At 38.7% G+C, this 23,588-nt stretch carries 17 protein-coding genes; 15 read left to right on the forward strand and 2 right to left on the reverse strand.

The features are described from left to right. The 13 genes from AAOP42_RS13950 (at position 1) to AAOP42_RS14010 (ending at position 19,639) form a co-directional block, all read left to right on the forward strand. Complete coding sequence (locus AAOP42_RS13950; RefSeq protein ID WP_349529149.1) at positions 1-2,385, forward strand: GH92 family glycosyl hydrolase; 2,385 nt, start codon at positions 1-3, stop codon at positions 2,383-2,385. Between the two features lie 2 nt (positions 2,386-2,387). Beyond that, a complete protein-coding gene (locus tag AAOP42_RS13955; protein WP_349529150.1) occupies positions 2,388-3,806 on the forward strand; it encodes a sulfatase family protein in 1,419 nt (472 codons plus the stop codon). A 46-nt stretch (positions 3,807-3,852) separates the two neighbouring features. Then, complete coding sequence (locus AAOP42_RS13960) at positions 3,853-5,286, forward strand: sulfatase-like hydrolase/transferase (RefSeq protein ID WP_349529151.1); 1,434 nt, start codon at positions 3,853-3,855, stop codon at positions 5,284-5,286. Next, a complete protein-coding gene (locus AAOP42_RS13965) occupies positions 5,283-7,553 on the forward strand; it encodes a GH92 family glycosyl hydrolase (RefSeq protein ID WP_349529152.1) in 2,271 nt (756 codons plus the stop codon). The genes AAOP42_RS13960 and AAOP42_RS13965 overlap by 4 nt, the downstream gene beginning before the upstream one ends. Before the next feature lie 31 nt (positions 7,554-7,584). Further along, positions 7,585-9,453, forward strand: coding sequence for a sulfatase-like hydrolase/transferase (locus AAOP42_RS13970; protein WP_349529153.1), 1,869 nt, complete (start codon positions 7,585-7,587; stop codon positions 9,451-9,453). 57 nt (positions 9,454-9,510) lie between these two features. Then, a complete protein-coding gene (locus AAOP42_RS13975; protein ID WP_349529154.1) occupies positions 9,511-11,157 on the forward strand; it encodes an alkaline phosphatase D family protein in 1,647 nt (548 codons plus the stop codon). A 101-nt stretch (positions 11,158-11,258) separates the two neighbouring features. Then, on the forward strand, positions 11,259-12,842 hold the full coding sequence (locus tag AAOP42_RS13980; protein ID WP_349529155.1) for a sulfatase family protein: 1,584 nt from the start codon (positions 11,259-11,261) through the stop codon (positions 12,840-12,842). Between the two features lie 24 nt (positions 12,843-12,866). Next, on the forward strand, positions 12,867-14,441 hold the full coding sequence (locus tag AAOP42_RS13985; protein ID WP_349529156.1) for an arylsulfatase: 1,575 nt from the start codon (positions 12,867-12,869) through the stop codon (positions 14,439-14,441). Between the two features lie 126 nt (positions 14,442-14,567). Then, positions 14,568-15,092 carry a DUF4494 domain-containing protein gene (locus AAOP42_RS13990; RefSeq protein ID WP_349529157.1) on the forward strand — a complete coding sequence of 175 codons (525 nt, stop codon included), beginning with the start codon at positions 14,568-14,570 and terminating at the stop codon, positions 15,090-15,092. A gap of 270 nt (positions 15,093-15,362) precedes the next feature. After that, entirely contained in the window at positions 15,363-15,599 is a 237-nt protein-coding gene (locus AAOP42_RS13995) for an acyl carrier protein (protein ID WP_349529158.1), read from the forward strand. A 26-nt stretch (positions 15,600-15,625) separates the two neighbouring features. Next, on the forward strand, positions 15,626-16,879 hold the full coding sequence (fabF, locus tag AAOP42_RS14000) for a beta-ketoacyl-ACP synthase II (protein ID WP_349529159.1): 1,254 nt from the start codon (positions 15,626-15,628) through the stop codon (positions 16,877-16,879). An 86-nt stretch (positions 16,880-16,965) separates the two neighbouring features. Then, positions 16,966-17,625, forward strand: coding sequence for a ribonuclease III (gene rnc / locus AAOP42_RS14005; protein ID WP_349529248.1), 660 nt, complete (start codon positions 16,966-16,968; stop codon positions 17,623-17,625). Positions 17,626-17,755: 130 nt separating this feature from the next. After that, complete coding sequence (locus AAOP42_RS14010) at positions 17,756-19,639, forward strand: NAD(+) synthase (RefSeq protein WP_349529160.1); 1,884 nt, start codon at positions 17,756-17,758, stop codon at positions 19,637-19,639. A 3-nt stretch (positions 19,640-19,642) separates the two neighbouring features. Here AAOP42_RS14010 and AAOP42_RS14015 read toward each other — a convergent pair whose 3' ends face one another. Then, positions 19,643-20,221 (reverse strand): Maf family protein, encoded by a 579-nt coding sequence (locus AAOP42_RS14015; protein ID WP_349529161.1) that lies wholly within the window; start codon positions 20,219-20,221, stop codon positions 19,643-19,645. A 38-nt stretch (positions 20,222-20,259) separates the two neighbouring features. After that, positions 20,260-21,765 (reverse strand): acetyl-CoA carboxylase biotin carboxylase subunit, encoded by a 1,506-nt coding sequence (gene accC / locus AAOP42_RS14020; protein WP_349529162.1) that lies wholly within the window; start codon positions 21,763-21,765, stop codon positions 20,260-20,262. 234 nt (positions 21,766-21,999) lie between these two features. Here accC and AAOP42_RS14025 point away from each other — a divergent pair, with 234 nt between their 5' ends. Next, entirely contained in the window at positions 22,000-23,253 is a 1,254-nt protein-coding gene (locus tag AAOP42_RS14025) for an aminotransferase class I/II-fold pyridoxal phosphate-dependent enzyme (RefSeq protein WP_349529163.1), read from the forward strand. A gap of 100 nt (positions 23,254-23,353) precedes the next feature. Then, positions 23,354-23,527: a BF3379 family histone-like protein gene (locus AAOP42_RS14030; protein ID WP_349529164.1), complete on the forward strand. Its 174-nt coding sequence runs from the start codon at positions 23,354-23,356 to the stop codon at positions 23,525-23,527. Positions 23,528-23,588 lie beyond the last annotated feature (61 nt).

The raw sequence follows: 23,588 nt of genomic DNA on the forward strand, positions 1-23,588 counted from the left end.
ATGATAAGAAACATCTCGAAAAGTATTTTCCTTATCTTGACATTTTGTTGTATTGGAAGCTGTACTTCCAATACAACAAAATTGATAGAAAAACCTCCGGTTGACTATATTGATCCGCTTATCGGGTCTGTAGCCAAAACCAAATATTACGGACGTACTTTTCCTGGAGCTACTCTCCCGTTTTCACTGGTTCAATTAAGCCCTGACACTTATACAGGTGGCGATATGGGCTCAGGGTATTCCTACGAACACAATACCATTGAAGGCTTCAGTTTTGTCCACATGAGTGGCATAGGTTGGTTTGGTGATTTCGGAAACCTACTCACTATAGCGACTAACGGTTCTTTTCATCCAAACAGAGGACAGGTCAATAAACCGGAAACAGGATATCGGTCTCGTTTTTCCCATAACTCTGAAATAGCTCAGGCTGGTTTTTACAGTGTTGATCTTGATGACTACCATATCAAGGCTGAAATGACCACTACACAACGAGCTGGTATGTTGAGGTTCACATTTCCTGAGGTTAAAACCAACAGAATTCAAATCGACCTGTCCAGAAGAATCGGTGGTACTTCCACCAAACAATACATCAAAGTTATAGACAACACCCACATCGAAGGTTGGATGCTTTGTGAATCAGATGGTGGTGGTTGGGGAAACGGCAAACCGGAAAGGCTGGGATACAAAATAAAATATACAGTTTATTTCCATGCAGAATTTTCAAAACCATTTACCTCATCGGCCATTTGGTCTGCCGACATTCCTGACGAGCAACCCAGAAAAGATGAGGATGTTCAAAGTGAAGCTTATCAAGGTATTATAGCCAAAAGTGAGATACTGAACAACGTAAAAGAACATGAAGGAAAACACATTGGTTTTACAGCCAATTTTCCACACCTTAAAAACAATGAGCAAGTGTTGTTCAAAGCCGGAATATCATTCGTTGACATACAAGGAGCCAAACAAAATCTTGCAGAAGAATTGAATCATTGGGATTTTGAGAAAGTGAAAAATGATGCCAGAAACAAATGGTCACAATCATTGAACCTGATCAAAATAAAAGGTGGAACTGAAGACGATAAAAAAATATTCTACACTGCCATGTACCACGCCAGAATCGATCCCAGATGTTTTACTGATGTGGACGGAAGATACTACGGCGGAGATCACCAAATTCACAACAAATCAAATTTCAATTACAGAACAATATTTAGTGGTTGGGATGCTTTCAGAAGCCATATTCCATTGTTGACCATAATCGACCCCAATTCAACAGAAGAATTGGTGAACAGTTTAGTTGAAAAAGGACAACTTGGGAAAATGGGGTTTCCTAAATGGGAAATTGCTTCCAGTTATTCAGGCTGCATGTTGGGAGATCCTGCCATTCCTGTGATTTTTGACGCATACAACAAAGGAATCCGTGGATTTGATATTGAAACAGCATATCAACTTGCCAAACAAACTTCCATTGGACCAAATACCACCAGAAATAGCTGGCAGGAATACAATGAATTAGGCTATGTCGCATGTGATCCCCAACCTGTACGCTGGAAAGGTTACTACAAAGGCGTATCTGCCACTTTGGAAAACTGTTATGCAGATTGGAACATCAGTCAGTTTGCCAACGCACTAGGTAAAACAAACGATGAAGCATTTTTTAGCAAAAGGGCTTTATACTATAAAAATATTTACGACGACAGTGTTGGCTATATGCGGGGTAAGTTTAAAAATGGCGATTGGATTCCCTGGGAAGGAAAATTGGGTTTTGAACAAGCATGTATCGAAAGTAACCCTTTGCAGCAAACGTGGTTCGTTCCGCATGATATTGACGGACTAAAACAACTCATGGGGAAAGAGCGGTTTCTTTCTGAATTGGAATTATTGTTCGACAAAACACCTAAAGATTTTTCCTGGAATGAGTATTACAATCATGCTAATGAACCAGTGCATCATATCCCCTACTTGTTCAACCATACAGACAAGCCGTGGCTTACTCAAAAATGGGTGCGCACCATTATGAAAAATGCCTACGGCACATCCCCTTATGGCATCATGGGCAATGACGATGTAGGACAAATGTCAGCCTGGTACATACTAAGTGCCATGGGGTTTCATCCGGTTTGTCCCGGCAGCAACCGTTACGAGCTAGGAAGTCCTTTATTTGATGAAATTAAAATAAAGCTTGATCCAAAATATTATGAAGGTCAAACCTTTAAAGTAACTGCAAAAAACAATTCTCCTGACAATGTATATGTGCAAGCAATATCTCTGAATGGGAAAAACCTCAACAGACCCTATATCACCCATGAAGAAATTGTAAACGGTGGTGAGCTACTTTTTGAAATGGGTTCATCTCCGAATAAAAACCTTTACCAAAATTTATAAGCATGAAAAAAATCATACTTTTCCTTAGTCTTATTATAGGTTTCACTTTTGGTATATCCGCAAGACAACCTGCCAAACCCAACATAATATTGGTAATGACAGATGATCAGGGTTGGGGGCAAACCGGGTATCAAAATCATCCTATTTTAAAGACTCCAAATATGGATGCTATGGCTGCTAACGGCCTCCGATTCAATCGGTTTTATGCCGGAGCACCAGTCTGCTCCCCTACCCGTGCGAGCGTATTGACAGGCCGTTCCAATGACCGCACCGGGGTTTATTCGCACGGTTACGCATTGCGTAATCAGGAAAAAACAATTGCTCAGGCATTAAAACAAATCGGATACAAAACTGCTCATTTTGGAAAATGGCATTTAAATGGCCACAGAGGGCCTGGAGTACCTATCTTAAAAGAAGATCCGAGAACTCCGGGAAAGTTTGGTTTTGATGAGTGGCTCTCTGTATCAAATTTCTTTGATATTGATCCTGTAATGAGTCGGAATGGGGTGTTTGAAGAAATAAAAGGAGAATCTTCACACATCATTGTGAACGAGGCAATCAGATTTATGGAAAGGGAAAAAGACAACAACCAACCCTTATTTATTGTAATCTGGTATGGTAGCCCTCATGCGCCGTGGAGAGCAAAGGATCAAGACAAAATGAACTTCACGCAATTGGAAGAAATTGCCCGGAACCACTATGCCGAAATTGTAAATGTTGATAAAAGCATAGGCAACCTGCGGGAATCTCTACGCAAGATGAATCTGGACAAAAACACCTTGGTATGGTTCAATAGTGACAATGGAGGATTGAGAAATTTCGGATCAGAAACCGTAGGGGGATTACGAGGTTTTAAAGGAAATATATACGAAGGAGGTATCAGAGTACCTGCCATAATAGAATGGCCTGCATCCATAAAAATCAGTCGTATTACGAACTACCCTGCCTCTACCATGGATATTTTCCCTACCATAGCTGAAATAGTAGGCTTACCAAAATCTTCCATGATTTCACCTATAGATGGAAAAAGCATAAAAAAACTGTTTGATAGTGATCTTAAATCAAGAGACAAAGCGATTCCCTTTCGGCACGAAAACAAAGCGGCATTGATCGACAACCAATACAAACTCCTTTCTCTTGATATAACCAAAGGTGAATTTGAGCTTTACAATTTGGACATAGACCCAAATGAAACAAATAACCTCATTGACATAGAAACCAAAATTGCAAAGAAAATGATTACTGCTTTCAATAATTGGAATGAATCTGTGGAATCCAGTATAAAAGGAAATGATTTCTCCAATGGACTTGAATCACCTGATCCTGAACGTGTTTTCTGGAACACATTGCCTCAATATCAACCTTACTTTAAAGAATGGAAAAAGAGGCCTGAGTATGAAAATGCATTGAAATCAAAATAGAAAACACAATAAATCAAAATATAGGCTATACAAAAAATCACTAAAAATGACATCTACGACACGCCTGATAATTTCATTATTCATGTCTTTGACAATTGCATGTACTTCCGGTAAAAAGGAAAACACATCTGCTGACAAAGACGAAAATGAGCCACCCAATATACTTATTCTTATGCCTGATCAGTTTCGTGCGGACATGATGGGTGTTGCTGGTCATCCCGATGTGCTCACTCCCAATATAGATCAACTCGCTGGAGATGGCATCCGATTTACCAATGCCATAAGTGGTGCTCCGGTTTGTTGCCCCACAAGAGCTACTATACAAACAGGACTGTATATTCATGAGCATAAGGTCACCAACAACAATATGCCAATGGACACCACTCTTACTACAATAGCAGAATTGTTGGGAAATGAAGGGTATGCAACCGGATTCATTGGAAAATGGCATCTGGATGGAGGAATCCCTGAAGAATCAGTTGGTGGATATATAGAAGAAGGTGCAAAACGACAAGGGTGGCAGGATTGGAATGGATATGAAAAATCTCACGAATTTTTCGAAGTATGGAAGTTCAATGAGAAAAAAGAAAAAGTTCGTGTAGAAGGCTACAATTGGGAACCTACCTGGCAAACTGATATGGCTTTAAACTTTATTAAGAAAAACACCGAAGAAAAAAAACCTTGGTGTTACTACATAGCATACGGACCTCCTCATAATCCATTTCAGTGTCCACAGAATTTTTTGAATATGTATGACCCTAATAAAATAGTACTGCCTCCGGACGTGGAAAATGAGTTGGATCAGGATGAGTTAAAAGAAGTGAGAAGGTTGCGACAAATCTATTATGGACAGGTTAGTTCAATAGACCATGAAGTAGGCCGTCTGGTAGAAGGGCTCGACAAAATGAAAATCAGTGACAATACCATCGTGCTTTTCATCAGCGATCACGGAGACATTTTAGGCAGTCATTCACATGAAGTAAAAGAAAGATATATTCAGGAAGGTAAAAAACTTGAGTTTTATCTAAGAACCAAAGGAAAGCCCTATATCACTGCTTTGCGGACTCCATTAATTATAAAATGGCCAGCTGTCATAAAACCCGGTAAGGTCAACGATGTACTGGTCAACAGTGTCGATATTGCTCCTACCCTAATTGACTTGGCTGGAGTAAAAGTTCCTTCAAAAATGTCTGGACAATCAATGGCAGGTTGGTGCATTTCCGACAATGGACCAAAACAAGACGCTTTATACCTTGGTCTGTTTCAAGGGAAAAATGCATGGCGTGGCGTTTGGGATGGTAGGTTCCTCTATTCCACATTGGACTATGAAGTATTATATGATCATTATACCGATCCTTATGAAACTAAAAACCTGTTTAACGATCCTGATTACAGCGAACTAAAGAAGGAGATGCAATCGAAATTAGAAAAGCTGGCAATTAGTACAGGTGACCCCATTATTTCTGAAATACGACAATGAGATATTCCACAAGTAATAATTCATTAATACAAAAACACTACATAACAAAAATCTACTGTGGGGTATTTTTGTTGTTAAACTTTTCCTGCCACTCCACCAAAGATACTCGTGTCAGAGAAACTGATTATTCGAAATATGTCAACGTATTTTTAGGAGTAGAAAAATGTGACAACAAAGACGGAATTCAAATAGCTGAAAACCTGCCAAGAATTGACACCTCCTGGTTTGATGTCCGTGAAATATATGGTGCCACCCACCCGGGAGCTACCCAGCCTTTTGGTATGGTTTCCGTAAATGCCATGGGCAGAAAAATCTACAAAGAAGGCTTTCCAACAGGATACAATGGTGAAGATTTCTATGGTTTTTCTCACTTTCATTCCTCCGGACCGGGAACCATCAGATGGTATTACAATTACTTCTTATTCACTCCTATATCTGGTAACCTTACTTTCAGAAAAACTACACAAAAGATAGTAAAAGAAAAAGCGTCACCCGGTTATTATTCTTGTGTACTCGACTCAAAGATCAAAGCGGAAACAACCGTTAGCAGCAAATCTGCAATGCACAGGTTTACTTTTCCGACAACCAATGACAATACTTTGGTTATTAATTTAAGTAACTACTACAAGGCGATAGACTCTATCAGGGTTATTCCTGAAAAGTTTCCGGAAAGTGTATCAGCTCAATTCATCTCACCTACTGAAGTGGAGGGGAAAGTAGTCATGGACGGATTTCCTATCTTTTTCTATCTCAGGTTGGATAAAGAAACAAAAAAATATGGCTTTTTTAAAAATTATGAAATTGTTGGTGAAAAACCTTTAATTGAAAACACACATTCGGACAACCTGGGTATATTCTTTGAATTTGATGAGTTGGCAGACAAGGCCATAAATACCCAAATAGGTTTCTCATTTAAAAGCTTAAAACAAGCAAAAAACAACCTAATCAATGACTCAGACTCTTTTAGCTTTGACAAATCAAGTGAAAACGCAACTAAAAAGTGGAATCAGTATTTATCTAAAATAGAAGTAATTGATGCTGACACAAAAGCCGTTGAACAGTTTTACAGTTCATTTTATAAAGCCATTCTGAAACCAGCTAATCTACAAGGTGAAAACCCCTTTTGGAGCTCAGACAATTACATTGCAGACCTTGCCACTTCGTGGGATATCTATGCAACTCAAATGCCTTTTGTCTTTACATTTTTCCCTGAAGAAGGACAAAAAACAGCTCAATTCTACATCGATCTCTTCAACCAGTTCGGTAGATTCCCTCCTGCTTATTTAATGAAAGGAGGTATGCCATGGGTATTCAGTAAGCAGGCCAGTGCCCTGGGCAATTTTATATTGGCAGATGCATTGGCAAGAAAAGTTCCTGGCATAAACTGGAAAGAAGCATTGAATGTCATGGTAAAAACCATTAACAACGAAAGAGGACAATTGTTTCAACAAAAAATCCCACTAGCCCCTTCACCTACCCACAACCAGGATTATGCCTATGCAGCTTTTTGCACCGCTCAAGTTGCAAAAGCAATTGATGAAAATGAATTGGCAAATCGGATGATGGAACTGTCCGGTTTATGGAGTAGTGTTTATGATTCCACAGGCATTTTGATGGAAACAGAGGATATGATAGAGACTGAACTATACCCGAAACAACATTTTCATTTTTACGAGGGAAATAAGTGGAACTACACCTATAGAATATGGCAGAATATGGAAGGTCTTATCAATTTACAAGGTGGAAAAGAAGCATTTATTAAAAACCTGGACTGGTACTATAATTTAACACCCAACAGTACAGAGTACCAATTTCAGGGTCTCAACAACGAAGTTGATTATTGTTCACCTTATGCGTACCTATACGCCGGAAGACCTGATAGAACACAGCAAATCCTTCGGATTGCGATGGAATACCGATTTAGAAATACCAGAGGTGGTTTGCCGGGAAATGACGATTCGGGAGCCATGACATCATGGTATGTATGGAATGCAATCGGGTTATTCCCTATTGCTGGTCAAAATTTATTATTGATTGGTTCGCCAACATTCGAATACGTCAAAATGAATACAGAAAATCCATTTGAGGTGAAGACCATCAATAATTCGGCAAACAATATATACATCCAATCGGCCAGACTTAATGGCAAACTAATAGACCAGTCGTTTCTAACTTTTACAGAATTTTATAACGGCGGAACCCTGGAACTTGAAATGGGAGACAAACCATCGAAATGGGGAAGCAATGAACTACCTCCATCCTATTGACTAAAACACTATTTGAACAAACTATATGAAGATGACTAAAGTAATTGTATCCTTAATTATAATTCTTGCAGGAGGCATTCAAAAGATCGAAGCACAAAGCCCTGACCGTCCCAATATTCTATGGATTTCTGTTGAAGACATTAGTCCTAACCTGGGTTGCTATGGTGATTCGTTCGCCAAAACTCCTGTTTTGGACAAGTTGGCGAAAGGTGGGGTAAGATACACCAATGCAATTGCCAGCTCTCCAGTATGTGCTGCTGCGAGATCCGCTATCATCACAGGTATGTATGCCAGTTCGCAGGGTACTCAACACATGAGATGTAAGGGAAGGCTGCCTGAAGGCTTTAAATTCTATCCTCAAGTGATGCGGGAAGCCGGATACTTTTGTACCAACAATGAGAAAACAGACTACAACCTTCCTCACTCCCCGGGAGAAATATGGGATGAATTGGGTAATGATGCTCATTGGCGCAATAGAAAAGATAAATCACAACCGTTTTTCTCCATTTTCAATCTGGGAATAACTCATGAAAGTTCAATCAATTCTAAAGAAAAACACGATTTAAAGACCAAAGACCTTCCAAAAGAGTTAAGGGCTGATCCAAAAAAACTCATCCTTCCACCCTATTTCCCTGATACTCCAAAAGTAAGAGAATTGTGGGCAAGGCATTATGATAACATTGCCATGATGGATATACTGGTTGGAAATATCCTGAAACAACTGGAAGAAGATGGATTGGCTGAAAATACAATAATACTTTACTTTTCAGATCACGGTACAGGCGTTCCGAGGCACAAACGTTGGATGTATGACTCGGGGTTAAAAGTGCCAATGATAGCTTATGCGCCTAAAAAATATCAACATCTGTTAACCGGAAAACCCGGGACTGCTACTGATGAGTTGATAAGTTTCATTGACCTTGCCCCTACGGCAATACATTTAACAGGAGCAACTATTCCTGCAAATATGCACGGCAGGGCATTTCTTGGAGAGAACCTAAAGCCAGAAAGGGCTTATGCCTACTCTACCAGAGACCGCATGGATGAAAGGTACGATATGCAGCGTTCTGTGCGAAGTAAGTATTTCAAATACATTAGGTATTACGAATCATACAAGCCCTATACACAATATATGAATACACCTGAAAAGGGTGATATCATGAAGGAAATCAGAAAAGCTCACGCCAATGGCACTCTTCCAGCCGATGGAGCACACATGATGGCTCTTACGAAACCAGACGAGGAATTATTTGATTTGAGAAATGATCCTGACGAGCTGACGAATCTTGCCAACGATCCCAACTACAGTCACATATTGAAAGAAATGAGAGAAGCTCACAATCGATGGTCTGATAATACCAAAGATTCCGGATTAATTCCTGAAACGATCATAAGAAGTTGGGAAAGCAAATACGATGCGTCTATCTATGAAATATTGAGGAATCAAAATGTACCCATCTCCGAAATCAGAGACGCAGCTTTTGGAAAAGACCTGAATGTATTGACTAAATCGCTCGATCATGAAAATGAGGCTGTTCGCTATTGGTCGGCAATTAGTCTGGGAAATGGCAACAATCTATCAGAAAACACAAAAGCTATTTCAGAACTAAATTCCAAACTGAATGACAAAGTAGCTGCAGTGCGAATTGCATCTGCCAGAGCACTCTGCAAAACAGGTGATTTTGACAAAACTGTCAAACTACTCAGGAAAGAATTGGAAAGTGATGACGAGTGGGTACGATTGCTTGCAGCACAAGTGCTTGATGAAATTGGAGACAATGCCAAACCAGCTATCAGCGAATTACAAAAACGGATTGATACCGATAAAAACAAATATGTAGCCAGGGTAGCGAATCACGCTGTAAATCTGATGCTGGGAACAAACAATGAAGTAAGGTAAAGTCTAGAGCAAACAAAAAATAAAGATCCACTTATAATTAAGAAGCAACCATTCATCATGAAAAAAAATTATATCTTATCAATAAGCATTTGTACCATTTTATTTCTCCAATTAATATTATGTGTTGATGTTTACGGACAAAATGAATTCCCTGAAGATGTACAATATAAGAAACTTCCGACCGAAGCAATTGCGAAAATAACACTTGGGAATCCTGATGAAGTGATCAAAGACATGGAAGGATTTCTGACCTACTTTCCAAATGATGCTGAAGGCCTCTACTGTATGGCTGTTGCCTATTCAGTAAAAAACAAGATCCCACAGGCAATGGAATACGTAAAAAAATCAATGGCATCAGGACTGCCTATGGAACGTTATTTAGCAGGCCCAAGTAATTTACTTAGCAAACTCATCAACAGCAAAGAGTTTAAACAATATATGCAAGGCAGGTATATCAAATTGGTGCATGGTCCTATGCTTGGCGACATAACTCCCACAGGTGTCAAAATATGGGTACGAACTGATCAGGTTTCTAGTGTAACGGTTAAGGTATCAGAAGATCAAAAAAAATGGAGTAAAGCTTTCGAAGCAACCACCTCCATGCAAAACGAATATACTGCTATCACTCAGGTAGATGGACTGAAGCCATCTACAAAATACTATTATACGATTTCAATTGATGACAGTCAACTCTATGAGAATGGATCGTTTACCACTTCGGAAAGCAAAGGAGCAAGTGGTAAACTGAAAATTGGTTTTGGAGGAGGTGCCGGATACACTCCGTGGTACGAACGCATGTGGGACACATTGGCTGTTCAGTCATTTGACGCATTTTTACTCTTGGGTGATAACGTATATGTTGACTTTCCTGAAGTACCAGAGGCTCAGCAGTATTGCTACTACAGAAGACAAAGCAGAGCTGAGTTTCGTAGGTTTACACCGAACGTACCCATCTATGCCATTTGGGATGACCATGACTTCACGGTCAACGACGGTGAAGGAGGTGCTGAAATAGAAACTCCTGCCTGGAAAAGACCCGTCTGGAATACTTTTCAAAATCAATGGGCAAATCCTTATTATGGAGGAGGAAAAGAACATCCGGGATGCTGGTTCGACTTCTCCCAGGGAGATGTGGATTTCATTATGCTCGATTGTCGTTATTACCGTGAAAATCCCAAAGAAGTAAGTGATCCGTCAATGCTTGGGACGTATCAGAAAGCCTGGTTATTGGAAAAGCTCAAATCATCAACAGCAACTTTTAAAATAATTGCCTCTTCAGTCCCATGGGCCATAGGTACCAAACCCGGCAGTGACGACACTTGGGATGGCTTCCCTAATGAACGTGAGGAAATATTTTCGTTTATCGAAGAGAATCAAATCGACGGAGTGGTGCTTATTTCGGCTGACCGACACAGGTCGGACGCCTGGAAAATGCAGCGACCGAATGGATATGTTCTGTATGACTTTATGAGTTCCCGACTAACAAATGTACATACTCATGATATCATGCCAAATAGCCTTTTTGGGTACAACAAAAAATGCTCTTTTGGTATGTTGGAGTTCGATACAACACTTGAAGATCCGTCCATGACTTACACTATTAAAAATATAGACAATGAAGAAATTCATAAGATGACAGTCTATAAAAGTGAACTTGATTTTGAAGGTGATAAGATTAAAAACAAAAAGAATTATAAGAAGTAAATGGAGTCAAACAAACCATTATCAACTCAGTTTATGCCCTCGCAGAACGAAATAGAAATCATGGAAATGTAAAAATGAACCCTACCTTAAATATTTGGAATATGAACAAATTGCTAAAACATTGTTTTTTATACGTGATCATTCTGACCACCTTAGCTGGTTGTGCCACAAAAGAAAAAGTTACTGAAGATAAAATTTCTACACAACCGAAGCGTCCCAACATCTTATTTGCATTTGCAGATGATCAATCTTGGTTACACACAAGTGTATCAGGCGATAAGGTAGTTCAAACCCCTGCATTTGACAGGGTAGCCAATGAAGGAATAAATTTCACTCACTCATTTGCAGCTTGTCCTTCTTGTACTCCATCGAGAAGTGCCGTCATCAGTGGTCAGGACATCTGGAGGATTCAGGAAGCTGGTGTACTATTTGGCTCCATTCCCAAAGATTTAAAAATATATCCACACATGCTTTCAGATGCAGGTTACCATGTGGGATATACAGGCAAAGGATGGTTGCCCGGCAACTATTCTGATCTTGGATTGGAGAAAGACCCAATTGGCAAGCAATACAATGAAATTTCTGAAGGCCACATTGCCAAGGGGATTACCAATATAAATTATTCAGCCAATTTCAATGAATTTTTAAAAGACAGAAAAGAAGGTAAGCCATTTTGCTTTTGGTTTGGTTCCAGAGAACCTCACCGGGTGTATGAAGATGGCGCAGGGCTTATGATTGGAAAAAACATAGAAGATGTTGATGTTCCACCTTTCTGGCCAGATGTTGATATAGTCAGAAGTGATATTTTGGATTATTACTATGAAATCGAATGGTTTGATTCACATCTGGCAAGTATGCTTAAAAAACTGGAAGAAATAGGTGAACTGGACAACACAATAGTAGTAGTCACTTCCGATAATGGCATGCCATTTCCAAGAGCCAAAACCACACTATACGATTGGGGTGTGAGAATGCCACTTTCTATCCGTTGGGGAGATAAAGTGAAAGGTGGAAGAACCGTAGATGATTTTGTTTCCCATACCGATTTTGCTCCTACTTTCCTTGAAGCAGCGGGAATAGAAATTCCAAAAGAAATGACAGGAAAAAGTTTGTTCCCTATTCTATTTTCTGACAAAGAAGGAACCATAGAGAGTAGTAGGAACAAGGTTTTCACGGCTACAGAAAGACATACCTGGTGCAGGCCTGATGGTGCTACCTATCCTGTGCGTGCCATCCGTACCAAAGATTATTTGTATATCAGAAATTTCGAACCGGATCGCTGGCCAACCGGAGGCCCATCCTTTTGGTCTTCTAACCGCACCTACCATGGAGATGTAGATGCATGCCCCACCAAAACATTTATGGTTGATCCTGCCAATCAAAAGAAATACGCTAAAGAGTATGAACTCAGCTTTGGAAAAAGGCCTCTGGAAGAATTGTATAAAATAGAGAACGATCCGGGACAAATCAACAACCTCTCAAACAACCCGGAATACAAAGAGATCAAAAATAAACTATGGAACGACTTGGAAAATCACCTCAAAGAAACAGGTGATCCGAGAATAAATGGTGAAGATCCGTGGCAAGCCTACACCTACCACCAAACTGATGGCTTTGGTGCTACATATAATATGAGCCTGTCCGAAGATATAAGAAATAGACACGCTCTAAGGCCAGGAAACTAAGCATAAAATCTAAAATCAGAGGAAATGAAAACAATAAGGAATAACACCTATTCAATGACATTGATAGCAGGATTGGTATTTTGTCTTTTACTAACCAACTGTTCGGACATTAAAAAAACTGACCAAGAAAAACCCAACATTGTTTTGATCATGGCAGATGATATCGGTTTTTCAGATATTGGGGCTTATGGTAGTGAGATCAAAACACCAAACATTGACGGGCTCGCCAACAATGGTATGAAGTTCAAGACATTTTACAACATGGCAAAATGTAACCCTACCCGGTCATCAATGCTCACCGGGTTGTACAAAGGCGGAAATGGTGCTGTTCACATTGCAGAATTGACCAGGCAAGCCGGATATTATAACATAATGAGTGGCAAAGAACATTTTGATAGCTGGGTACCGGAATACTGTAAAGCTGAAAATGTATTTGACCATTCGTTCTATTTCTGGGCTACCACCGAATATTTCCGTCCTCCTTCAGGAGAGTTTGAGCGACCATTTTATTTAGAAGGCCGTGAAATAAAAGCGGAAGAAATAGAATACGAAAAAGCACCAATGTACAAAACGGATTTTATCACTGATTATGCTATAAAGTGGTTAGATGAAGCTTTTATGAAAGAAGATCCTTTTTTTCTGTACCTACCCTATCATGCTGCACATTATCCTCTGCAAGCAAGGCCGGAAGACATAGCGAAATACCGTGGTAAATACCTGAAAGGATGGGATCAATTGCGAGCTGAACGTTTCGAAAAAATGAAAGAATTAAAAATACTTCCCCAAAACACCAAATTGAGTGCAGCAGAAGGAAATTTAAATAAAATCAGAGGACCATTCGTTCCGAGCTATACCGACTACTACCCATGGGAAGGACTATCTGACGCTCAAAAGGATTCACTTGATCTGGAAATGTCCGTGTTTGCTGCGATTATCGACCGTATGGATCAAAACATTGGAAGGGTTTTGGATAAACTCAAAAAGAATGGGAAATTGGAAAATACATTGATCATATTCTTGGTTGACAATGGATCTTGCCCTTTCTATTCTAACAAAATAAAAGAAGTACAGCCGGGTCCTGCCAACTCCTATTGGAGCTTAAGATCTACATGGGCCAACCTTGGAAACACGCCTTTCAGACAATACAAACAAAGTGGCTATGAAGGTGGAAGCCACACACCATTTATTGTCAGTTGGCCGGGTGTGATCCAGCCCGGAACTATCACAGATCAGCCTGGTCATGTTGTCGATATTGCCCCTACATTTCTTGATATTTTAGATACTAAATACCCTGAAACTATCAATGGACATCCAACCATACCACTACATGGAGGCTCATTGTTACCTATATTCAAAGGAGAAAAACGAAAAGAACCTGATTTTTTCATCTCTGGATTTACAGAAAAATTCAGAATGTTTAGAAGTGGCGAGTGGAAAATTGACAGAATGAATGGTGAAGACTGGGAGTTGTATCACATCAAAGAAGACGGAGCAGAAACGAATAATCTTGCGCAACAATTGCCGGAAAAATTAAAAGAGTTAACCCGTAAGTACGAACAAGTGAGAACAAGTGTGAATTTATCAAATGACTCCAAGTGAAATGAACAAATGTAGTTATGCTATAATCAATGGATTACTTTTCCACACTTCCTTTTAATTCTCTCTTTTGCTTCTATCTTCGCCAACTCATTTAAAATATTTTCAATTCAAAAATTACAAGGCAAGATGAAAACATGGTATTCGTGCAAAGTAAAGCATGCAGTGACAACAGAAGACGGAAGGATGAAACAGGTAACAGATACCTTTTTGGTTGACGGAGTATCGTTTACTGATGCTGAAAAGAGAATATATGAAATAAGTGAAAGAGATATTCGGGGTGAATTCATGATAACCAATATTGCTAAAACCAATATTTCTGAAGTCATCAACTACGAAGATTCCGAGACATGGTTCAAATGTAAAGTAGCTTATGTCACCATAGATGAAGAAGCCCAAAAGGAAAAAAAAATCAATAATTATTTTCTGGTTGGGGCAGACAATGCCAAAATAGCTTACGACAGAATTGAGGACAATTTGAGTTCAATGATGGTACCTGTAGAAATTCCTTCCATTGCTCAAACCACTTTTGTTGACGTATTTCCATTCAATGAAGAAGAACTGAATCAATCAGTACCCGATAATTTTGTACCAGTAAATGAAGCTAATAACACCATAGAGGAGCATCAAGAAAAAGAACAATTGCAAGATTAAATAGTCAAAACAAAAGCCTCAACAATATAGCAGGTATCCAATGTATATAAAATTAAAGAGGCAACAACAAACAAATATTTACTACTATTCACTCAATGATTTGTTATTTCAAGCATGAAAATCGAGGTACAATTATTAGTGATTAATAGCCTTTCCAGACCTGCAAGAAGCATATAATTCAAGGGGGTTTAAGATTGGCAATATTTGTTTTGGCATTAATTGTTTTAATGTATTTCTTTGCACATATTTTTTAAACCAAATATTAATATAATGTCAGAAATAGCACAAAAAGTAAATTCAATTATTATTGACAAGCTTGGAGTTGAAGAATCTGAAGTAACGCCAGAGGCAAGCTTCACTAACGATCTAGGTGCGGATTCATTGGATACAGTGGAGCTCATCATGGAATTTGAAAAAGAATTTAATATATCTATTCCAGATGATCAGGCTGAAAACATTGGTACTGTAGGTCAGGCTATCGCATATCTGGAAGAAAACGTAAAGTAATTTTCTATTTTCGAAAGAATTAATTTATGCAATTAAAACGAGTTGTTGTAACTGGCATTGGGGCATTAACACCTATTGGAAACAATGCACAAGAATATTGGGACGGTTTGTCAAATGGAGTAAGTGGCGCAGCGCCAATTACACGATTCGATGCAGAAAAATTCAAAACAAGATTTGCTTGTGAAATAAAAGGCTATGATGTGAATGATTTCTTTGATAGAAAAGAAGCTCGCAAAATGGATCCTTTCACTCAATATGGCATGATCGTAGCAGATCAGGCAATGGCCGATTCAGGATTAGATACTACCAAAATCAATCTTGACCGGGCTGGTGTTATCTGGGGAGCAGGTATTGGAGGGCTCAAGTCCTTTCAGGATGAAGTAATAAATTTTGCCAATGGCGATGGTACTCCCAGATACAATCCTTTCTTCATTCCAAAAATGATAGCAGATATCGCTCCCGGAATGATTTCTATCAAACACGGTTTTAGAGGCCCTAATTTTACCACAGTAAGTGCCTGTGCCTCAGGAACCAACGCCATCATCGATTCATTCAATTATATCCGACTGGGAATGGCTGATCTTTTCCTCACCGGAGGATCTGAAGCAGCAGTTACCGAGTCTGGTGTTGGTGGATTCAATGCACTCAAGGCATTGTCTGAAAGAAACGACTCACCGGAAACTGCCTCAAGGCCATTCGACAAAGATCGAAATGGATTTGTGTTAGGAGAAGGTGGTGCCAGTTTGGTTCTGGAAGAATACGAACATGCTAAGGCAAGAGGGGCTAAGATTTACGCTGAAATGATAGGATGTGGTATGTCTGCAGATGCCTATCACATGACAGCACCACATCCGGAAGGTATTGGAGCAACAAACGTAATGCTTAATGCACTCAAAGATGCCAACATTCCACTGACCGACGTTGATTATATCAATGTACATGGAACATCCACTCCTCTGGGAGATGTCAGTGAAACCAAAGCGATACAGGCTGTATTTGGCGAACATGCCTACAACCTTAATATCAGCTCAACAAAATCAATGACTGGTCACCTGCTTGGTGCTGCCGGAGCAATCGAAGCTGCCGCTTGTATCATGGCCATTCAAAACCAAACTATCCCACCAACCATCAATCACTTTACTGATGATGAGGAGTTTGATCCTAAACTAAACTTTACTTTCAACAAAGCCCAAAAGCGTAAAGTTAACATAGTCCTAAGCAACACATTTGGCTTTGGAGGACATAATACTTCTATTATATTCCGTAAATTTGAGGAATAACAAGTTCTACAATTTAAAGTTTTTGCAGTCTGTTTGGTCTAAATAAATCTACGAATAAGGATTACCAGAAACACTTAAAAAGTATTATTGGCAGTAATCCATCCAATCTGGAATTATACTTTCTTGCGATGCGTCATAGTTCGGCAGGAACAGAGGAACGCAAAGGATTTATTGAATCTAATGAAAGGCTTGAATACCTTGGTGATGCCGTGCTGAGTATGGTAATAGCTGAGTTTCTATTCACCAAATTCCCACTAAAAGACGAAGGGTTTCTCACAGAAATAAGATCAAGAATTGTTAACCGGGAAAGCCTAAACAATCTGGCTCGCACTATTGGATTGTCTGAACTCATCCAGTACAATGGTATCCAAAACACCAAAAGTCAATCTTTTAAATCTATCTATGGCAATGCCCTTGAAGCACTTATAGGTGCCGTTTTTTTAGATAAAGGGCATAAATTCTGTAGAACATTCATTCTAAAAAAGCTGATCATACCGCATTTTGATATTACACATGTAATCAACAATGACAACAACTTTAAGAGTAAAATCATTGAATGGTCACAGAAAGAAAACAAAAATGTATCATTCAGAGTAGTCGAAATAGACTCTGATAAACACTACAAAAGATTTGAAGCCAGTGTTGTGCTCGATAAAAAAACAATCAAAAAAGGCTATGGCCTAACCAAGAAAAAAGCAGAACAAGATGCTGCCGAAAAATCTTGTGAGCTATTAAAAATAAAATAATAGCTGCATAATTGCTATTATTTCACTTCATATTCCCACACTACTCGCTCCTATTCAAATATATTTGCAACATCTAAATTGTTTGCAACTATTTGCATTTGTCAGACAATATTTTCAATAACAAATAACAATGCCTGATACACACCCTCACACTTCAAAAGAAGGATTTATCAAGATAGGTGGAGCTTGCCTCAACCAGACTCCTATTGACTGGAAAAATAATTTTGAAAATATAGTTGATACCATTTCCTCTGCAAAAAAGGGAGAAGTAAAGATATTATGTCTGCCTGAATTATGCATTACAGGATACGGATGTGAAGACTTGTTTTTGAGCGATTGGGTTTCGGAAAAAGCATTAAGTCTTTTATATCAAATAGTTCCCTTTTGTGAAAATATTGCAGTAGCAGTCGGTTTACCCCTTGTTTTTGACGGTAAAGTTTATAACACTGCATGTCTGATTCAGAATAAAGAAATCAAAGGTTTTTATGCCAAACAGTTTCTGGCAAACGATGGTGTGCATTATGAAAAAAGGTGGTTCACAGCATGGGAGCAAGGACACAATGTCGATATCAATCTGCAAGGAAAAGCATACCCATTAGGAGATATTACTTTCGACCTATACGGAGTGAAGACCGGATTTGAAATATGTGAAGATGCGTGGCATCACGACAGGCCGGCATGTCGCTTGTATGAAAAAGGAATCCAATTGATCTTAAATCCCAGTGCAAGTCATTTTTCTTTTGGAAAAAACAAAATAAGAGAAGAGTTGGTCAGATCAAGCAGCAAGAATTTTGAATGCTACTATATGTATGTGAATCTGTTGGGAAATCAATCGGGCAGGATAATTTATGACGGAGATATACTTATTGCCAATCGGGGAGAATTGATCGGTAGAAATAAAAGACTTTCTTTTCATAAATTTAACCTGCTGGCCTGTGAAATAAACTCAGATAACAAAACACATGTTCCTAATGTTGAAGAAGATTGGAATGGTAAGAATATAGAATTTACCAGAGCCACCTCATTGGGTTTTTTTGATTATTTAAGAAAGAGTCGAACCAAGGGATTTACATTATCTCTTAGTGGCGGTGCTGATTCTTCTTCCATTGCTGTTTTAGTGGCTGAAATGGTTAGAAATGGTGTTGAAAACCTTGGAGAGGAAGTTTTTCTTAAAAACCTAAATCTGACCAACCTCAATTTTGATTCAGAAAAGCGCACTGAAAGAAATCAAATAATAGTAGGTCAACTATTGACAACTGCTTATCAGGGAACAAAAAATTCTTCAAAAGACACTTTTGAATCGGCTCAAGAATTGGCAAAGTCTATCGGAGCGATTTTTTACAATTGGAATATTGACAATATTGTAAAAGAAAATACAGATATCATCCAAAATGCCATTGACAGAAAACTAGAATGGACAAATGATGACATTGCCTTGCAAAACATTCAGGCCAGATCCCGGTCACCAATCATTTGGATGTTGGCAAACATTAAAGGACAAATCCTGTTGACAACCTCTAACCGAAGTGAAGGCGATGTTGGATATACAACTATGGATGGAGATACAAGTGGAAGTTTTGCTCCGATTGCGGGAGTTGACAAAGAGTTTATTCTCGACTGGCTCAAATATGCAGAAAAAGAGTTGGGATACGTAGGTCTGAAAGCTGTCAACAGCTTATCTCCTTCTGCTGAACTACGCCCCTCAAATATGGATCAGACCGATGAATCCGATCTGATGCCCTACCCTGTTTTAAGGTCTATCGAATATTTTGCCATCAGAAACCATCAATCTCCAAAAGCCACATTCAAAGCTGTGAAATCAGAATTTGAAATTGATTCAGAAGTATTAAAAGGCTATGTTAGGAAATTTTTCAGACTTTGGTCTATCAATCAATGGAAAAGAGAACGCCTCGCTCCTTCTTTTCATTTGGACGATTTCAATGTAGATCCAAAAACCTGGTGTAGGTTTCCTATTTTATCAGGAAGCTTCAAAGAAGAATTGAAAGATTTATAAAGGTCATTGTTTAGGAAAAATCCCGAATTTATTTTTCAAACAATCATATACTTTGTGTATTGGTAATCCCATTACATTATAAAAAGAACCTTCTATTTTGTCGATAGCTACCATTCCGATCCATTCCTGAATCCCGTAGGCTCCAGCTTTGTCATAAGGTTTATAATTGTCAATATAGTACTCTATCTCTTGAGCAGTAATTGGCTTGAAATAAACTTTAGTTGTATCGTCAAAAGAAATAGATTTTGTATCAGAAGAAATGCAAACTCCCGTAATCACGAGGTGAGAACCATCCGACATACTTTGCAGCATTGATCTGGCTTCATCTGCATTTTTAGGCTTACCAAGTATTTGGTCGTTGGCAATGACAACTGTATCTGAAGTAACTACTATTTCCTGATCCAATAATTTGCGGTATTCTATATTCTTTTTCTCAGCCAGATATTTTGCAACGTCCAAAATAGGCATACTTTCATCAACGGACTCATCTACATCCTGGGTAAATACTTCGAATTTGAACCCTGCCTGCGCCATCAATTCCTGTCTCCTTGGTGAATTAGAAGCCACTATTAGTTTATTCATTCCTTATATTATGTTTGATTTTTTGGTTGAAACCACTATCAATCCAAATAAGCCCTTTGCTTCCATTTTCCACCATTTCTGTCCTTTGAATCAGATTTAGTTTTTTGTTCCGAAACTGTATCGGTCAAAAGCATTAAAGCGATAGCAGTTGCTACCTTTTCCTCATCAAGTGATTCCGAATCAACCCGTGTAGCTTCAGGGCTAAAGAAATTCTTAACAAAATTGGTATCAAAACTTCCATTTATAAAAGCCTGATGATTAATAGCAAATTTACAAAACGACAAAGTGGTTTGAACACCTGAAATGTTAAACTCATCTATTGCCCTTGTCATTCTTGCAATAGCCTCGTTTCTATCTTTACCACTGGCAATCAATTTGCCAATCATCGGATCGTAATAGATGGGAATCTCCATTCCTTCCTCAAACCCATCATCCACCCTTATTCCAGGACCTTGCGGTCTTTTGTAGGTATTCAATGTTCCTATAGCAGGCAAAAAGTTATCCTCAGGATTCTCTGCATAAATTCTACATTCAATTGCATGCCCTCTGATCGATAAGTCGGATTGTTTCATGTCCAAAGCCTTCCCTTCAGCTATCTTAATTTGCTCTTTCACTAAATCTATCCCGGTAATTTCTTCCGTTACACAATGCTCTACTTGTAGTCTGGTATTCATTTCCAGAAAAAAGAAATCCAAATTTTCATCTACTATAAATTCAACCGTGCCCGTACCATAATATTCACATGCCTGAGCAACCTTAATAGCTGTTTCTCCTATTAACTGTCTCTTTTTATCATCAAACACAGATGATGGTGCCTCTTCTATAACTTTTTGATGCCTTCTCTGGATACTGCATTCTCTTTCGAACAAATGAATCGTATTTCCATGTTGATCGGCCAATATTTGTACTTCTATATGCTTTGGTGAGGTGATGAATTTTTCAAGAAATACAACTCCATTGCCAAAAGCCGATTTTGCTTCACTAATTGCTCTTTCCATTTGCTCTTGTAACTCATTCTCCCTTTCTACAACTCTCATACCCGTTCCACCTCCTCCAGCACTGGCTTTTATCAATACCGGATAACCAATTTCGTTTGCCGTTTTCTTTGCTTCTGCTACATCGGTGACTGGTTTATTTATTCCCGGAACCATGGGAATATCAAAAACCGACACGGCATTTTTTGCAGCCAGCTTATCCCCCATTATTTTTATAGACCGAGCAGATGGCCCAATGAAAATAACCCCTGCTTCTTCCACTTTTCTGGCGAAATCAGCATTTTCAGATAAAAAACCATAACCCGGATGAATCGCATCCACGTTTCTGTTCTTGCATATTTCAATTATCTTATCTCCTCTCAGGTATGATTCCGAAGATGGAGACTCACCAATACAAACTGCTTCATCCGCAAAACGTACATGTGGAGCATTCCTGTCAATTTCACTATAGACAGCAACAGTCGAAATACCCATTTCTTTGGCGGATCTCATTACTCTAAGGGCAATTTCTCCTCGATTTGCTACTAAAATCTTCTCTATTTGAGTCATATTATACTAAGTGTAAACAAGCCCCAAGATAGCAAACTCTGTTCATAAATATTGACACCTCAAATTGCGAGAATTTAATAAAGTTATTAAAAGCAGGAAAATCTTCTGAAACCCCAAATATGAGAGATAAAGTACATTATTTTAGATTTTTGAAATTTGCGTAGAATGATAGAAATATTAACTTTGCAGCGCAAAAAACAATCGCCAACTCTGGCATGCATCAAGATCTAATTAATGGATATATTCAAGAAATTTTCAGAGGATAAGGGACCACTTGGAAAACATTCCTCCCTCGATGAGGACAATTTTTATATGTTCCCTAAACTGGAAGGGCCTATTGCTCCCAGAATGAAGTTTAGAGGAAAAGAAGTACTTACCTGGAGTTTAAACAATTATCTTGGGTTGGGCAATCTACCTGAAGTAAGAGAGGCCGACACCAAAGCCACTGAAGAATGGGGACTTGCTTATCCAATGGGAGCAAGAATGATGACGGGTAACACTGTACAACATGAACAATTTGAAAATCAACTTGCAGATTTTATAAAAAAGGAATCTGTAATGCTACTCAATTACGGTTATCAGGGTATAATGTCAGTAATAGATGCTATAGCTGGCAGAAAAGATGTGATCGTATATGATGCCGAAGCACACGCTTGTATAATGGATGGCTTAAGACTTCATGTTGGTAAAAGATATGTGTACCAGCACAATGACATGGAAAGCCTTGAGAAGCAACTGGTAAGAGCCACAAAACTTGCCAATGAAAACGGAGGTGGTGTTCTTGTCATTACTGAAGGTGTTTTCGGAATGTCTGGAAGTATGGGAAATCTCAAAGACATTGTAGCTTTAAAAGAAAAATTCGAATTCAGACTTCTTGTAGATGATGCTCATGGCTTTGGTACCATGGGTGATACCGGGGCAGGAACCGGAGAACAACAAGGAGTGCAAGATGGCATAGATTTGTATTTTTCCACTTTTGCCAAATCTATGGCCAGCATAGGTGCCTTCATAGGTGGTGATCTGGAAATAATTGATTACTTAAAGTACAATACACGATCTCAGATATTTGCCAAATCTTTGCCCATGCCACTGGTAATTGGCAATATGAAAAGATTGGAATTACTCAGAACACGCCCTGAACTAAAAGAACAACTTTGGAGAGTAGTAAATGCTCTACAAAATGGTTTAAAAGAAAAAGGGTTTAATATAGGAAAAACTCAGTCCCCTGTTACTCCTGTGCTGCTTAGTGGCGGCTGGCAAGAAGCAGCCAACCTTATTAAAGACCTTAGAAACAACTATAATATTTTCTGTTCTATGATCGTTTACCCAGTTGTGCCTAAGGACGTGATTATGCTGAGAATAATCCCGACAGCTGCACACAGCTTGGAAGATGTAGAAGAAACTATTCAGGTATTTGAAGCTATAAAAGACAAGTTAGATAAGGGAGTTTATAAGAATACGGTAATCGAACCTATAGTTTCTCAGTAATTTTTAATAAAAAACCCTGTTTACTTTAATTATATAAACATTTTTAATATTATTGCCATCGCTTATTTAATTATCAATAACCTTAAAAAAATAAACAAACATGAAAAGATTTGAAGAAATCAGTAACTTAATAGCATCTCTTGAAGGAGATTTTGAAAAATTCTATGACAAAAAAAATCAGGCTGCTGGAACCAGAGTAAGAAAAGGTATGCAGGAATTGAAAAACATCGCTCAGGATATCAGAGTTGAGGTTCAAAATCTTAAGAACGGATAATTAAAGTAAGACTTTATATAAAAAAGGAGTGCAAATGCATTCCTTTTTTTATGCTATAATT

This window comes from Reichenbachiella sp. MALMAid0571 (genome assembly GCF_040151475.1).
GTDB lineage: Bacteria > Bacteroidota > Bacteroidia > Cytophagales > Cyclobacteriaceae > CAXBNB01.

What these genes read in the sequence shown, in the direction of transcription:
- AAOP42_RS14025 (WP_349529163.1), top strand. Translation starts at nt 22,000, where the DNA reads ATGGATATATTCAAGAAATTTTCAGAGGATAAGGGACCACTTGGAAAA.
- AAOP42_RS13970 (WP_349529153.1), top strand. Translation starts at nt 7,585, where the DNA reads ATGACTAAAGTAATTGTATCCTTAATTATAATTCTTGCAGGAGGCATT.
- AAOP42_RS13980 (WP_349529155.1), top strand. Translation starts at nt 11,259, where the DNA reads ATGAACAAATTGCTAAAACATTGTTTTTTATACGTGATCATTCTGACC.
- AAOP42_RS14010 (WP_349529160.1), top strand. Translation starts at nt 17,756, where the DNA reads ATGCCTGATACACACCCTCACACTTCAAAAGAAGGATTTATCAAGATA.
- AAOP42_RS14015 (WP_349529161.1), bottom strand. Translation starts at nt 20,221, where the DNA reads ATGAATAAACTAATAGTGGCTTCTAATTCACCAAGGAGACAGGAATTG.
- AAOP42_RS13950 (WP_349529149.1), top strand. Translation starts at nt 1, where the DNA reads ATGATAAGAAACATCTCGAAAAGTATTTTCCTTATCTTGACATTTTGT.
- AAOP42_RS13965 (WP_349529152.1), top strand. Translation starts at nt 5,283, where the DNA reads ATGAGATATTCCACAAGTAATAATTCATTAATACAAAAACACTACATA.
- fabF (WP_349529159.1), top strand. Translation starts at nt 15,626, where the DNA reads ATGCAATTAAAACGAGTTGTTGTAACTGGCATTGGGGCATTAACACCT.
- AAOP42_RS13985 (WP_349529156.1), top strand. Translation starts at nt 12,867, where the DNA reads ATGAAAACAATAAGGAATAACACCTATTCAATGACATTGATAGCAGGA.
- AAOP42_RS14030 (WP_349529164.1), top strand. Translation starts at nt 23,354, where the DNA reads ATGAAAAGATTTGAAGAAATCAGTAACTTAATAGCATCTCTTGAAGGA.
- AAOP42_RS13990 (WP_349529157.1), top strand. Translation starts at nt 14,568, where the DNA reads ATGAAAACATGGTATTCGTGCAAAGTAAAGCATGCAGTGACAACAGAA.
- AAOP42_RS13975 (WP_349529154.1), top strand. Translation starts at nt 9,511, where the DNA reads ATGAAAAAAAATTATATCTTATCAATAAGCATTTGTACCATTTTATTT.
- AAOP42_RS13995 (WP_349529158.1), top strand. Translation starts at nt 15,363, where the DNA reads ATGTCAGAAATAGCACAAAAAGTAAATTCAATTATTATTGACAAGCTT.
- AAOP42_RS13955 (WP_349529150.1), top strand. Translation starts at nt 2,388, where the DNA reads ATGAAAAAAATCATACTTTTCCTTAGTCTTATTATAGGTTTCACTTTT.
- accC (WP_349529162.1), bottom strand. Translation starts at nt 21,765, where the DNA reads ATGACTCAAATAGAGAAGATTTTAGTAGCAAATCGAGGAGAAATTGCC.
- AAOP42_RS13960 (WP_349529151.1), top strand. Translation starts at nt 3,853, where the DNA reads ATGACATCTACGACACGCCTGATAATTTCATTATTCATGTCTTTGACA.